Origin of the sequence: Borreliella sinica, assembly GCF_033969665.2 — a bacterium.
In the GTDB taxonomy this organism is placed as follows: Bacteria; Spirochaetota; Spirochaetia; order Borreliales; family Borreliaceae; genus Borreliella; species Borreliella sinica.
Genome location: NZ_CP135180.1, coordinates 304213 through 318590, shown reverse-complemented (window position 1 = coordinate 318590; position 14378 = coordinate 304213). Strand labels below are relative to the sequence as shown.

The following is a 14378-nucleotide window of genomic DNA, read 5'->3' as shown; positions in this document are numbered from 1 at the left end:
TTATTTTGGAGGATATTGTGCATAAGTATAAAGTTTCTGTTATTATTTGTTTTTTTAATTCGGCTGAAACTCTTGATGCAATGATAAAGGACGCTGTTAATCAAACATTAAAAGATAAAGAAATTATATTAATTAATGATGGTTCTTATGACAGTAGTTTAGAGATAGCAGAAAAATACGCCAATAAGTATAGTTTTATTAAAATTTTTAGTCAAAAAAATATGGGGCTTTCTGCTTCTAGAGACAAGGGACTTTTTGAGGCTCAAGGAGAATATGTTATTTATTGGGATAGTGATGATTCTGTAGAAAGCACTATGCTTGAAGTTTTATATAATAGAGCAAAGGCTGATAATTCTGATATTGTTTGTTCCCAATTTTATGTTTATTTTCTTGCAATAAATGTAAAAAGAAAATCCCTTCTTCCCTTTCCCAATTACCCTTTAACAGGTAAGGAGGCACTTAAAAATTTACTTTTTACCGTTTATGCTACTTTTGGAAGGAAAAATTTTGTTGTGGGAACTTTGTGGGATAAATTGATTAGACGAGAATTAATCTTAAAAAATAATATTCGCCAGCAAAATGTAGTATTTGAAGATATAGTTTTTGTTATGCAAATTTTTTTAAAAGCCTCTAAGGTTTCTTTTGTAAATAATTATTTTTATACTAACTTCCAAAGAATAGGAAGCATGAGTTCTTCTATTAGTGTTTTACATAAAGCCAAAGCATCTCTTACTGCAATAGAAACTTTATTAAAAAAAGAAGGTGTTTTTAACGAATATCAACATTTGTATAAAAGATTTTTCTTACAATTTTATTATTTTATTTCTTTTAAGCAAATTTATATTATTGGTTGGAATATTTCCGATAAACTTGTTTATAGGGCTTACAAAGAAAAACTTATTTCTGTTCTTGATGAGATTAAAGGGTTATCCGAATTTCAAGATTGCTATGAATATGTAAAAAATTTTGGATTTAACGAAATTCAAATTTTACCTAGGATTATGTTAAAAATTTGGAATTTTAGTTCAAGGCTTTATGTAAATTTTTCTATATTTATTTATAATTTGTTCATAAAAAATTGAATTTGTCTTTTTATCTTAATTAATTTTTTAAGATTTTGACCCTAATGTTAAGGAGTATTTATGGCTATTGAAGTTGTAGATGTAAAATTTTCCTATGGTAGAAAAGAAGTTTATTCGGATTTAAATTTAAACATTGAAACCCCCCAAACTTATTTGCTTCTTGGTAAAAATGGAGTTGGAAAAACAACTTTGCTTAAACTTGTAAGTGGACTTTTAGAGCCATTAAAAGGGAAGATTTTATTCAATTCTTTAGCAGCTTTTCCAAGAGACCCCTTAAATTTAGTGAATTTATTCTTTGTTCCCGAAGAATTTTCACTTCCTAGATTGTCTTTAGCCGAGTACAGTAAAGCTCTGTCTAGATTTTATCCAAATTTTAATAAGTCAGATTTTGAAAAATATTTATTGGATTTTAACCTCGATATTTCTCTTGATTTATCCTCAGCTTCTTTTGGGCAAAAGAAAAAAAGTATTATTGCATTTTCTCTAGCCACAAATGTTTCTTGTTTGTTGTTTGACGAGCCAACAAATAGTCTTGATATTGTTTCAAAAAATGTTTTTAGAAACATTTTTTATAATTTAAATGACAGGATCATTTTTATTACGGGTCACAATGTAAGGGATTTGACAGGGGTTGTAGATTATTTAATTATTGTTGGAGAAAAGTCAATTCTTTTTTCCAATTCAGTATCTTATATTAATAAAAATTATAAGATTAAAATTATGAGTGAACTTAATGGAAATGAATTGTATTATGAAAAAAATAAAGATGGGTTTAAGGCGCTTTATTTTGAGAGTAGCAGTGGAGATGAGGCTGTTGATATTGAATTTTTCTTTTTGTATGTTACTGAAAATAAAAAGGATAGGGTAATAAAAGATGTTTAGCTTAAGAAGATTTTTGAATTTATTTTATTTTGATTTTTTTTATAATAAAAAACTTTACATTTTATCAATAGTTCAAATTTTAGGAATGATATTTATATCTTATTTGCTCATTAGATTTTATTTTAATTTTTCAGCAATTGATTTTTTAAGATTTTTTGTTCCCAAAATTTTTGTTTTAACATTGATAATATCGATGTTTGCTATGTATGATTATTACAAAGTAATTCACGATCCGTTTAGAAATATTCTTTATTTTTCTTTGCCCGTTTCAACTTTTGAGCATTATTTTTTCAATTTAATTAAATATTTATTTATATTACCTTTGATTTTAATACTTTTTTATTATTTAGGGTTGAATATTATTTTGTTCTTAGATAATGCATTCTTTTTAAGAAGTGGAAATGCTGTATTTTTAGAGTTAGGGTATCTTTACGATTTTTTCTTTTTTCGCTACTTTAATTTTGTATCTATTTTTTCAATTTTCATGTTTTTTAGAATAACTTTTAAAACCCATCCTTTTGTTAAAGTTTTGATATTTTTTTTAGGGGCTATTGTTTTATTATTTTTTTTCACGTCTTTTCTTTATTTAGTTTTTAAGTATTCACCATGTTCTTCAGATTTAATTTTTTCTTTTGATAGATTTTTAGGTAACTTTTTTTTTAAAATGGTTTACAATTTGGGGGGTTTTTTATATTTAGCTTCATATTTTAAGATAGTAGAATTTGGAAGTGTTAGGAAAAAAAGCAATTTGTTTGTTATTGCAGGTGTTTTAGTTTCTTTGGCGATGTTTAATTATTATTATTTGACCAAAGGTTCATTATATTGCTTTGTTAATTATGATTAAAATAGTTTGTTTAAAAATTTAGAATAAGGGTTTAGAAATAGCTCTTCGACTAAGCATTAATATTTTCATTTTGGTTTAATACTTTTGTTTGTTTTAATGCGGGTGTATATGTTTTATATGTGGATTGTGTGTTCTTTTTAAGCGTAAGCTTAATTGGTTTTAAATTTAAAAGTTTGATTTTGGGGTGTACATGAAAAAAAAAATAAAGATTTTAGTAATAACAGGGGGTGTGATCTCTGGGATTGGTAAGGGAGTTACATCGGCAAGTATTGCGAGGTTATTTAGATATGATTTTAAGGTTACTCCAATTAAATGTGATGGATATTTAAATACTGATCCCGGGACCATTAATCCTGTTGAGCATGGAGAAGTTTTTGTCCTTGATGATGGGGGAGAGGTTGATATGGATTTTGGTCATTATGAGAGGTTTCTAAATCTTAATGCTAAGTCCAGTTGGAACATTACAATGGGCAAAATATATAAAAAAATACTTGAAAATGAGCGAAAAGGTAAATATTTGGGAAGAACAGTTCAACTTATTCCTCATGTTACTGATGAGATCAAATCTACAATTTTTCAGATTGCAAGTTCTGAGAATAGTGAGATGTTGATAATTGAAATCGGTGGAACTGTAGGAGATATGGAAAATATTTTATTTATTGAGACAGTAAGACAAATAAGGCATGAGATTGGAAGTGGTAATATTGCTTTTATTCATTTAACCTATGTACCAAGTCCGGCTGGAATTAATGAGCAGAAATCCAAACCTACTCAACAGAGCGTTAAAACTTTAAATAAAGCAGGTATTTTCCCTGATTTGATTATTGCTAGAAGCTCTCAAGTATTGACCGATCAAATCAGAAAAAAAGTGGCAATGTTTTGTAATGTTGAGAGTACTTCGATTATTGATAATGTTGATGTTTCTACTATTTATGAAATTCCCATATCTTTTTACAAACAAGGTGTACATAAAATTTTAAGTTCTAAGTTGAATATTAAGGTTGATCCAAAAATAGAAGAGCTTTCAAAGCTTGTAGGAGTCATAAAATCTAATTTTGTTGTACCTAAAAAAATTATTAATATTGCTATTTGTGGTAAGTATGCTGATCTTGACGATTCTTATGCATCAATTAGAGAGTCTTTGGTCCATGTTGCCGCTAATTTGGATTTACTTATTAACAGCACTCTAATTGATTCTAATGATTTAAATGAGAGTTGTTTAAAAGAGTTTGATGGTATTATTGTTCCTGGTGGCTTTGGAAGTAAGGGATATAAGGGTAAAATTATTGCTATTAAATATGCTCGCGAGAATAATATTCCCTTTCTTGGGATTTGTCTTGGTTTGCAGCTTGCTGTGATAGAATTTGCTCGTAATGTTTGTGGGATACTTGATGCTGATACTGAGGAGAATTTAGTAAAAGATAAACCTTTAAAAAGTCCTGTTATTCATTTACTTCCTGAACAAAAGGGAATTAAAGATAAGGGTGCTACAATGAGGCTTGGAGGATATCCTGTGATCCTTAAGAAAGGTACAATAGCTTTTAAGCTTTATGGGCAAGATAGGATAATTGAGAGGTTTAGGCATAGATATGAAGTTAATAATGAGTATATAGATTTATTTGAAAAAAATGGACTTATAGTCTCCGGATTTTCAAGTGATTTTAAAATAGCAAAATTGATAGAAATTCCTAAAAATAAATTTTTTGTAGCTTGTCAATTTCATCCAGAACTTATTACAAGGATAGAAAATCCGGCCAAGCTATTTTTAGGGCTGATTAAAGCTTGTATTTAAAGATTATTTATTTAGTGAGTAGGCAGGTTTTCAAAATTAATGTTTGTAGTGTTTTCAAATTGCAATATTTTATAGCTTAAAAATAATTTAGAGAATATGGTTAGCAATATTATTATTAAAAGGTCAAAAAAAGCATTAGCTATTGTTGAATTAAATGATTTTTTTTCATAAATGATATCGTTTATTACTTTAGGCAAACTAAATGCAAGCCAAATTGTGCTAGATATTGCTATTGCAGATAATACATTGTAATTTAAGCCCGTTAAGCTTCCAAGGGAGTTGTTAGTCAGAGTTATTAAATTGTTGAATAAATTGACAAGAGCGTTGATTAAAAAACTTTGTAATAAATGATTTAAAGCCAAAGCGATGATAACAATTATTTTATACTCTTGGTTTTGAGTATTTAATGTTTTGACATTAGCAATTATTTTTTTTAGTAATATTTTTCGGTATGCTATTTCCAATAATATTTTAAATAAAGTCATGCTGACTATTAATATTGGATTAATGTTTGAGAACATAAATTTAATTAACATGATTTTTCCTTTCGATTTATTCAATGATTTAGTTATAATTAGTATATTATAAAATATTTTGATTTTTTTAATAGATTCGGATTTTATTAATATTTGTATAATAGTTTTAATTTTTGGCAATTTTTATTAGGAGGATTAGATGAAAGAAGAAGACATTAGAAAAACTATTTTAATGAAAAGACTAGTTAAATATTTTTTTGATGAGCTTAAGTATAGAATGAAGATTCCTTGTCTTAGGATAAGCAATAAAGAAATGAGCACCAAGTACATACTACTTAATCTTTTCAGGAAAATTGCAAATCTTCCTTTTAATAAGCAATATGAAATAGAAGAGCAGTTTGCTCTTGAAATTGGTGAGAGAGTTGTACTTACGGATGCTGTTTTGATTAAAAGAATTGATCATGAAAAATGTGTCATTGTTGGGGTCATTGAGGCAAAGACAGATCAAGTTGATCTTGATTATGAATTTAATAGATTTTTTCTTCAGGATAAAAAAACCAACGTTCTTTTTTGGCAGCCCAAAAAAGTTATTCTTAAACAAGATGATAAATTGTTTACAACAGGCTCAGATGATATTTTTAATTTTGACAACGATTTTAACTTGCCAAAAGTTAAGGCTAAATTGGAGGAGTTTATTAATATTTTTTTATGTTTTTTTTCTTACAGAGATTCTCTTTTTGAGTATAATGAAGTTAGTGGGCGTTACTCTTGGATAAAAAGAAAGTAAATAAAATTTAATATTAGTTGTAAATATAATTAAGTAAGGAGAATAATTTGCATTTTTAGATGGTTTTATGGTTTAAGGTGGAAGCTTAAATTTATGTTAAAGTGTTAAGTTTTACCATTTATTATTTAATTATAAAAATATTTTTTTGTTTATCGATGTATTTGGTTTGATATTAAATTTGCAATAATGTGTCAGATTAAATACTTATAGTTCTATTCAAAAAAAAAAAAATATGTTAAAATCCCTTTATGAAAAAATTCTCGTTTTTTAAAAAAAAGAAAGAAAAAATTATTGATTCAAGTCTTTTAAATATTCCTGTCAATGACAAAAAAGATTTGAGTACGTATGAATACAAAGCTCCTGTTAAGGAAATGTTAAAGGGGTTTTATCATACTAAAGCGTCCATTGCTTCTTTAAAAGTAGGATTTGACTCATTACAAAGAATTTTGTTTTCTGGAATAGAAGATTTTGATCATATATTTTCTACGCTTGTTAAGATGACAAATACTGCTCGTGATCAGATAAACGTTATTTTTAGTGATATTGGCAAAAATAACAAGGAAAAGCTAAATCAAATATCTTCTGTTATTGTTGGGATTCAGGGAAGCTTAGAAACAATAAGTAATTTTCTGGGTGCTACCAATATGATTTCTCTTAATGCAAAGCTTGAGGCTGCAAGAGCTAAAGAATATGGTAAAGGATTTTCTGTTGTTGCAGATGAGATTAAGCGACTTTCTGATCAGGCAAAGGGTGTTATGAATATGATTTCTGTAAAGGAAATTGAGGAGGTTTCTAAAGATTTAATTTCGCATAACCTTAAAGATTTGCAGATTGATATTGATAAGTTTTTTGTTGAGATTCTTGAACAGCTTAATTATCTTGAGAGCATATTTAAACGCTTTTCAAAAAGTCAAGAAGAATTTTCATCTTTGATAGAAGCTCTTGAAGGCATAGATGCCAATATGGCTTATTATTCAAAGAATTGCGATTCTTTGATTAGTTCTGATACTTTTATGCTTTCTAATGATGAATTTTTAAAAGAGCTAGAATTTATTCTCTCAGAGCAATTTTCTTGGATTAATAATTTAAGATTAATTGTTGAAGGACAAAAGCTAGTATTTATTCAAACGGATGCTTCCAAGCATGGGTTTGGATTATTTTATAAAGGATTGTCTCCTAAGAATGATGTTGTTAAGCAGTTGTGGGAAGAGGTATATATTCCTCATTTAAATATTAATAAGCTTGCGACTGAAATTTTAATTATATTTAGAGTAGATAATCGCAATGATGTTGGTTTAAGACAGGCTAAAGATTTTTTGTCTCAAGCTGAGAGCTTATCTGAAGAAATTGTCAGAAAACTTGAGCACATAAAAAAAATGGTAATTGAATTAGACAATCAAGGAATTAGTATTTTTTCTTGATTTATTTGACAAGAATTGTTGTAGGTGATTTAAATTAGAGATTTAAAATTAATATGATTTTGCAGATTTTTATTTGACTAAGTTTTGTTAAAAATCAAGTTTTATTTTGATAAAATAATTTTAGGTATGAGTTTTAGGGCTAAGTTTATTCATCTTCATGTTCATTCAGATTATTCTCTTTTGGATGGAGCTGCAAAAATATCAGATATTATATCTAAAGCAAAAAAATGCAATATGTCACATATTGCATTAACAGATCATGGCAATCTTTTTGGAGCTATTAAATTTTATAAAGAAGCTAAAAAAGCAGGAATTAAGCCAATAATTGGCATTGAAGCCTATATGGCAAGAACTTCTAAGTTTCTAAAAAAGCATGATGACCTTGGAAAAATGTCTTATCATTTGATTTTGCTTGCCAAAAATGAGTTGGGTTATAAAAACTTATTAAAGTTAACAAGTATTTCTTATCTTGAAGGGTTTTATTATCGTCCAAGGATAGATAAAGAGGATCTTGAAAAATATTCAGAAGGTTTAATTTGTACTTCAGCTTGTATTGGAGGGCTCATTCCAAGGCTTATTTTGGCTAATAGGTTTGAAGATGCTAAGAATGAAATTCTTTGGTTTAAAAAAGTTTTTGGAAATGATTTTTATCTTGAGCTTCAAAGGCATGGTATTAAAGATCAAGATATTGTGAATGAAAAGCTGGTTGAGTATTCTAAGGAACTTGGTGTTCCGCTAACAGTAGCTAATGATTCTCATTATGTCAATAGAGAAGATGCGGTTGCTCAAGACATTATTGTTTGCATTGGTACTGGTGCTAAGAAAAGTGATGAGAATAGATTGAAAATGGAAACCAATGAATTTTATATTAAATCCCAAGAGGAAATGTGTGAACTTTTTAATGATTTACCTGAAGCTTTAGAAAATACTGTAAAGATTGCAGAGAAGTGTGATGATTTTAAAATAACTTTTCCTGGTCCTATTTTGCCCGATTATCAAATTCCTGTTGAATTTAATACCCTTGGTGAATATTTGGAATATCTTACTCTTGAAGGGTTAAAATTTAGATATAAAATTCTGACAAGCGAAATAAAAGATAGAGCTTTTTATGAATTGAGTGTGATAATTGGAATGAGTTTTGAAGGCTATTTTTTGATTGTTTGGGATTTTATTAAATTTGCTCATGATCACGATATTCCTGTTGGAGCCGGGCGTGGTTCTGGTGCCGGTTCAATTGTAGCTTATGCTCTAAGGATTACTGATATTGATCCTTTAAAGTATAATTTGCTTTTTGAGAGATTTTTGAATCCTGAGCGTATCTCTATGCCTGATTTTGATATTGATTTTTGCTTTGAAGGTAGAGATGAGATTATAAAATATGTTACTAATAAATATGGAGAAGATAAGGTAGCTCAAATAATTACTTTTGGAACCTTAAAGCCTAAGGCTGTAGTTAAAGACGTAGCTAGAGTTTTAGATATTCCATTTGCCGAATCGAATGAACTTACTAAATTTATTCCCGATGGTCCTAAAGTTTCTTTAAAAGAGGTTTTAGATGATAATTCTTTGAAAGAGTATTTCACTAGCAAGCCTGTTTATAAGGAATTAATGAATGCTGCGTTGGTTCTTGAAGGAATGAATAGGCATGCTTCAACTCATGCTGCAGGAATTGTAATTTCTAAAACCCCTTTAACCGATTATGTGCCTCTTTATAAGGATTATAAGCAAGGATCTGTTTCTACTCAATATACAATGGATTTGCTTGAGGAATGTGGACTTGTTAAGATGGATTTTCTTGGCTTGAAAACATTAACTCTAATAAAAAATGCAGAAAATCTTATTAGAAGTGTAAATTCAGATTTTAAAATAAAAAATATTCCAGATAATGATGTTAAGACTTTTAAGATGCTAGGAGAAGGAAAAAGTGCATCTGTTTTTCAGTTTGAATCTGAAGGGATGCAGCAAATTCTAAAAGACGCAAAGCCCGATAATATTGAAGATTTGATAGCTTTAAATGCTCTTTATAGGCCTGGTCCTATGCAATTTATTCCCCAATTTATTGCTGCTAAAAAAGGTGTCAAGAGAATTAAGTATCCCCATCCAGATTTAAAGGAAGTTTTAAGGCCAACTTATGGAGTTATTGTTTATCAAGAACAAGTAATGGAAGTGGCAAAAATAATTGGGGGTTTTTCTCTTGGCAAGGCTGATATTTTAAGGCGTGCTATGGGTAAAAAGAAAGAAGATGAGATGAATGAAATGAAGGTTGACTTTTTAAAAGGTGCTATTGAGAAAGGGTATAGTGAAGAAATTGCTAGTGAAATTTTTGAACTTTTAAAGCCTTTTTCAGGATATGGATTTAATAAGTCACATGCAGCAGCTTATTCTTTAATAGCGTATCAAACTGCTTATCTTAAGGCTAATTACCCTGAATATTTTATGGCTGCCAACTTGACAAATGAAATAAATAATAATGATAAGCTTTCTTATTACATTGAAGAGTCAAAAGCCATAGGTATAAATGTACTCAAGCCTGATATAAATCAATCATTTAAAGAATTTCGTGTAACTGACTTTGGAATTTCTTATGGGCTTAATGGGATTAAAAATCTTGGAGGAATTGTTGTTGATTTAATAATTGATGAGAGAGAAAAAAACGGCAAGTATAATTCTTTTGAAGATTTTATCAGACGTGTAGATGATAAGGTGATTAATAAGAAATTTTTAGAATCCGCAATAAAATCTGGACTTTTTGATAATTTAGATCAAAACAGAAAAACTTTATTTGAAAATCTTGATCGTTTGATTGAAGTTGTTTCAGAAGATAAAAATAATAAGAAACTTGGTCAAAATAGTTTGTTTGATTCCCTTAAAGATCAAAGCTCTATTCAGCAAAGTTTTAATTATCAGGTTTTTAAAGAGTATTCTTATTCTGAGCTTTTAGGATTTGAAAAAGAGCTTTTAGGATTTTATGTGTCAGGGCATCCGCTTGATCCTTATAAAAAGGCAATTAATAGCTTTTCCAGTTTAAATGTTTTAAAAGATCTTGCTGCCAAAAAAGATAGCATTGTTCAATTTTCTGGCATTTTAAATTCAGTAAAAGTTATTCAAACTAAAAGAAATAATGCGAAAATGGCTTTTGGTGTTATTGAAGACTTTAAAGGTGCAATAGACATTGTAGTTTTTACAGAAAGCTATGAAAGGTATAAAAGTCTTCTACTTGAAGGTAGCGTTATTGGAGTTATAGGTAGACTTACGTTTAACAGAGACAAATTTTCGATTGTAGTTGAAAAGGTTGTAAATATTGAAAAGCTTTCCGAAGATAAAGTAAATAATATTCATATTAAATTTTCAAATAATAAATTGAATGACTTGCAATTACTTAATTCTTTAAAGGAAAGTATAAGTAATTTTGAGGACAATTCTGGATTTTCAAATGTTTATTTTTATTTAAGGGAAAATGGTAAGAATTTAAAATTAAAAATGAATTCAATTTTAAATTTTGGTCCAGATGAAGAGAAGCTTGATAAGTTGAGAAAGTGTTTGATAGTTGAAGATGTTTGGGTTGATTAAGAAGGAGGTGTTGAGTTGGCTGTTTTAATAGAAACTTTAATTGTGTTTTTGCAGATTTATAGGATTTTAATTTTAATTAGGATCGTTCTTAGTTGGCTTGCGTCTTCTGGAATTAATACCAATGTGTTTTTCAGATTTATACATATTGTCACAGAGCCATTTTTATCTTTTTTTAGAAAAATTCCTTTTTTTACATTTGGTGTGTTTGATTTCTCTCCAATTGCAGCTTTAATAACTTTAACTATTTTTGAAAGAATGTTGGTTTATGGAAATTATAGGCTTTCTACATTTATTATTTTATTTATTGTTGAAATTTGGGGAATATTTAGAAGCATTTTTATTGTTATAGTTTTCTTTTTATTGTTGAGGTTGTTATTATTGCTTTTGAATTTGTTCCAAGGTTCAAGCTTTTTTAGAACAGTCGATTCATTTTTACTTCCTTTGTCTATTAGAATAAGTAGCGCAATTACTGATAAAAATATGTCTTATACTTTACGCTTGATTGTTGGGAGTGCTTTAATGATAGCATTGATAATTATTATTGAACAAATTGTATTTGCTATTAGAGTTTTAGGAACATATTTGCCTTTTTAGGAGATTAAAATGTTTTTACACGAGTTTGAATATGAACTTAAAAATATAGGTGGTCTTGGTGAGAAGGGGGTTGAAAGGTTAAAAAATCTACAAATTTTAAATGTTAAAGATCTTATTGAATTTTTTCCGATAAAATATGAGGATCGTCAAAATATACAAACTTTTCCGGATTTTACTAAGGTGAAAAGTTGTGATATGATGACGGTATTCACTGTTGTTGGGCATAAAAAATTTGGGAATAGTTCTAAAAAAAATTTAAAGTTAACAGTTAAAAGTGTAAATGATGAGCCTTTTGAAATTTTACTTTTCAATAGGGCTTTTTTAGAGAATGTTTATAGGATAGATAAAAAATTCTATATTTATTCCAAATTTACTTATAATGATTATAGTAGTTTATGGAGTTGTTCTAATTTTGACAGTGAAATTTTTAGCGAGAATCCTGAAAAGTTTAAAAAAATTCTTCCAGTCTATTCATTGACAGAGGGATTAACTTCAAAGAAAATTTCATTGTACGTAAGGGAAGCCCTTGAATATTTTTTTAAGTTTGGTCAAACAGATATTCCTAAATTCTTAATAGAAAAATATTCTTTGTTATCATTAAACGATGCTTTAAAAGAGATTCACTTTCCAAGTTCATTAGAAATGCTTGAAAAAGCAAAAAAAACTTTAATTTACAGAGAAATTTTCTTGCTTCAGTTTTTTTCAAGGTATAGATCTTCTAAAGTTCTTTTGCGAGAAAAAAAACATTTGTCAAGAGATTTGCTTGAAAGGGTTCTATCAAGTTTGCCCTTTGAGCTTACAGAAGATCAAAAGATTTCTGTTGATGAGATACTCTTAGATCTTAACTCTTCTAAGCCAATGAATAGATTGCTTCAAGGTGATGTTGGAAGTGGTAAAACCCTTGTTGCTTTGCTTTCAGGGCTTCCTTTAATTGAAGCTGGATATCAGGTGGCATTTATGGCTCCTACCGATCTTTTGGCTCGTCAGCATTATGATAATTTATCCAACATATTGTCGTCTTTTAACATTTCAGTGACTCTTTTGACTGGTAGTTTGAAAAAGAAAGATAAGGAACAAGCTTTGGAAAGCATTAAAAGTGGAACTTCTAGTTTAATAGTCGGCACACATGCTATTTTTTACGAAAGTACAGAATTTAAAAAATTAGCATATGTTATTATTGATGAACAGCATAAATTTGGAGTTTTTCAAAGAGAAGAGCTTAAAAATAAGGGGGAAGGGGTAGATATGCTTTTAATGTCCGCAACGCCTATTCCTAGAAGCTTTGCGCTTACACTTTTTGGTGATCTTGAGGTTTCTTTTATTAAGACTTTGCCTAAGGGGCGTTTGCCTATTATTACTTATTTAGCAAAGCATGGTAATGAAGATAAAGTTTACGAATTTTTAAGAAAAGAACTCTTAAAGGGACATCAGGTTTATTTTGTTTATCCATTAATTTCATCTTCGGAAAAATTTGAATTAAAAGACGTTAATAATATGTATTTAAAATTGAAGGAAGTGTTTGGCGAATATGTTGTTGAGATGCTTCACTCTAAGTTGCCTTCTGATTTAAAAGAAGAAATTATGAAAAATTTTTATTCTAAAAAAGTAGATATCTTAGTGGCTACTAGTGTTATTGAGGTTGGAATTGATTGTCCAAATGCGACTTGTATGGTGGTAGAGCATGCTGAGCGTTTTGGACTTTCTACTTTACACCAAATTAGAGGTCGTATTGGTAGAAGTAATTTACAATCTTTTTTCTTCTTGCTTTATAAAGAGCCTTTAACAGGTGCTGGAAAATTTCGATTGAAAACCATAAAAGAAAATTTGGATGGATTTAAAATAGCAGAGGAAGATTTAAGGTTAAGAGGGCCTGGTAATTTATTTGGGCTTGAGCAAGCAGGATATTTAAAATTAAAAATAGCTAATTTTGTTGACGATAGAGATATCATAGTCTTGATTCGAGAAGAATTAGATTTGTTTTTCGATGATAATTCTGCTTACGATAGACTTGATATTGATTTACTAGATAACCTTTTTTGTTCTTATTTGAATGCTGGAAGAAGTATTTAGTTTGCGTATTTTTCAATTAGGTTAATAAGATTTACTTTGTTGTGATTCCAGAATTCAAGAAGTTTGTATTGTAAATTATTAAAATATTTTTTTTGAATAGAACATGGTCCTGGTCCTATGTATAAGTAGTGCCAAGGCTCTGCTTTGTATCCAGTTTCTATTTCGTATCCGTTTGGGTATGAAAGAGAAAACCCATATTTTAGAGAATTTTCGTAAAGCCATTTTCCTTCTTTCGTGTTTAGTAAATTATCATCTAGATTTATAAAATCTATTGTTGTTCCCAGATGATGTTGGGAATGGTCTGGAATTGCCGATTGAGTTTCTGCAATTTTTCTGCCGTAAGTTTTTACATTGTAATCAAATAAAAATTTTTGGTATTCTTGTGTTCTGTAAGCAGATTTGATTTTAATTTCAATTCCATTTTTTTTTGCATCCTTTATTAGTTTAATTAAATCTTCGATTAAGATTCGTCTTACCTTAAGAGTCTTTACCCCAAGATTTTTGAGATCTTTAAAATCATTAATATATACCAGATCAGATACTTTATAATCCGTAGGAATTGGTGTTTTTTTATTTACTAAGGTTAAGAGGTTGTTTTTTTCTGCATCTACTAAGGGCTTCATTTCTTTTAAGAACTGTATAGGATTTTTTTCAATAAAGTTTTTACATTGTTGATTCATTGTTTTTGTAATCTTTAGTAATATGCTTAAATCTTTTTTTGAAATGTTGTTGGCTAATAAGGATATCTTAATAGATAGAAGTAATAAAACATAGGTGAGTTTCATATTATTTAATTATAATATATTTTAGTATAATTAATAGTTAATTCCAATTGCTTATATGTGTACATACATATATAT

The 14378-nt window shown here is 28.6% G+C and carries 11 protein-coding genes; 9 read left to right on the top strand and 2 right to left on the bottom strand.

Going from position 1 to position 14378, the window contains the following annotated elements; genetic code table 11:
* Positions 1–5 precede the first annotated feature (5 nt).
* The 4 genes from QIA41_RS01415 (at position 6) to pyrG (ending at position 4600) form a co-directional block, all read left to right on the top strand.
* Positions 6–1082 carry a glycosyltransferase family 2 protein gene (locus QIA41_RS01415; RefSeq protein ID WP_320292276.1) on the top strand — a complete coding sequence of 359 codons (1077 nt, stop codon included), beginning with the start codon at positions 6–8 and terminating at the stop codon, positions 1080–1082.
* A 60-nt stretch (positions 1083–1142) separates the two neighbouring features.
* Complete coding sequence (locus tag QIA41_RS01410) at positions 1143–1964, top strand: ABC transporter ATP-binding protein (RefSeq protein ID WP_320292275.1); 822 nt, start codon at positions 1143–1145, stop codon at positions 1962–1964.
* Positions 1957–2808 carry a hypothetical protein gene (locus QIA41_RS01405; RefSeq protein WP_320292274.1) on the top strand — a complete coding sequence of 284 codons (852 nt, stop codon included), beginning with the start codon at positions 1957–1959 and terminating at the stop codon, positions 2806–2808. Before QIA41_RS01410 ends, QIA41_RS01405 begins: the two co-directional genes overlap by 8 nt.
* A 190-nt stretch (positions 2809–2998) precedes the next feature.
* On the top strand, positions 2999–4600 hold the full coding sequence (gene pyrG, locus QIA41_RS01400) for a glutamine hydrolyzing CTP synthase (RefSeq protein WP_320292273.1): 1602 nt from the start codon (positions 2999–3001) through the stop codon (positions 4598–4600).
* Positions 4601–4611: 11 nt separating this feature from the next.
* On the opposite strand, the gene QIA41_RS01395 is transcribed toward pyrG, so the two are convergent.
* A complete protein-coding gene (locus QIA41_RS01395) occupies positions 4612–5136 on the bottom strand; it encodes a DUF1761 family protein (RefSeq protein WP_320292272.1) in 525 nt (174 codons plus the stop codon).
* Between the two features lie 139 nt (positions 5137–5275).
* On the opposite strand from QIA41_RS01395, the gene QIA41_RS01390 reads away from it, so the two are divergent.
* The 5 genes from QIA41_RS01390 to recG all read left to right on the top strand — a co-directional run bounded on the left by QIA41_RS01390 (position 5276) and on the right by recG (position 13518).
* Positions 5276–5863, top strand: a complete 588-nt coding sequence (locus tag QIA41_RS01390; protein ID WP_320292271.1) for a hypothetical protein — start codon at positions 5276–5278, stop codon at positions 5861–5863.
* 248 nt (positions 5864–6111) lie between these two features.
* Positions 6112–7284 (top strand): methyl-accepting chemotaxis protein, encoded by a 1173-nt coding sequence (locus QIA41_RS01385; protein ID WP_320292270.1) that lies wholly within the window; start codon positions 6112–6114, stop codon positions 7282–7284.
* Between the two features lie 84 nt (positions 7285–7368).
* Complete coding sequence (gene dnaE / locus QIA41_RS01380) at positions 7369–10854, top strand: DNA polymerase III subunit alpha (RefSeq protein WP_320292269.1); 3486 nt, start codon at positions 7369–7371, stop codon at positions 10852–10854.
* 15 nt (positions 10855–10869) lie between these two features.
* On the top strand, positions 10870–11448 hold the full coding sequence (locus QIA41_RS01375) for a YggT family protein (RefSeq protein ID WP_320292268.1): 579 nt from the start codon (positions 10870–10872) through the stop codon (positions 11446–11448).
* A 9-nt stretch (positions 11449–11457) separates the two neighbouring features.
* Positions 11458–13518 carry an ATP-dependent DNA helicase RecG gene (gene recG, locus QIA41_RS01370; RefSeq protein ID WP_320292267.1) on the top strand — a complete coding sequence of 687 codons (2061 nt, stop codon included), beginning with the start codon at positions 11458–11460 and terminating at the stop codon, positions 13516–13518.
* Here the strand turns inward: recG and QIA41_RS01365 are convergent.
* Positions 13515–14303, bottom strand: coding sequence for a M15 family metallopeptidase (locus QIA41_RS01365; protein WP_320292266.1), 789 nt, complete (start codon positions 14301–14303; stop codon positions 13515–13517). The genes recG and QIA41_RS01365 overlap by 4 nt on opposite strands.
* Positions 14304–14378: the final 75 nt, after the last annotated feature.

Coding starts and splice junctions, on each gene's coding strand:
- QIA41_RS01410 (WP_320292275.1), top strand. CDS start 1,143: ATGGCTATTGAAGTTGTAGATGTAAAATTTTCCTATGGTAGAAAAGAA.
- QIA41_RS01405 (WP_320292274.1), top strand. CDS start 1,957: ATGTTTAGCTTAAGAAGATTTTTGAATTTATTTTATTTTGATTTTTTT.
- pyrG (WP_320292273.1), top strand. CDS start 2,999: ATGAAAAAAAAAATAAAGATTTTAGTAATAACAGGGGGTGTGATCTCT.
- QIA41_RS01395 (WP_320292272.1), bottom strand. CDS start 5,136: ATGTTAATTAAATTTATGTTCTCAAACATTAATCCAATATTAATAGTC.
- QIA41_RS01390 (WP_320292271.1), top strand. CDS start 5,276: ATGAAAGAAGAAGACATTAGAAAAACTATTTTAATGAAAAGACTAGTT.
- QIA41_RS01385 (WP_320292270.1), top strand. CDS start 6,112: ATGAAAAAATTCTCGTTTTTTAAAAAAAAGAAAGAAAAAATTATTGAT.
- recG (WP_320292267.1), top strand. CDS start 11,458: ATGTTTTTACACGAGTTTGAATATGAACTTAAAAATATAGGTGGTCTT.
- QIA41_RS01365 (WP_320292266.1), bottom strand. CDS start 14,303: ATGAAACTCACCTATGTTTTATTACTTCTATCTATTAAGATATCCTTA.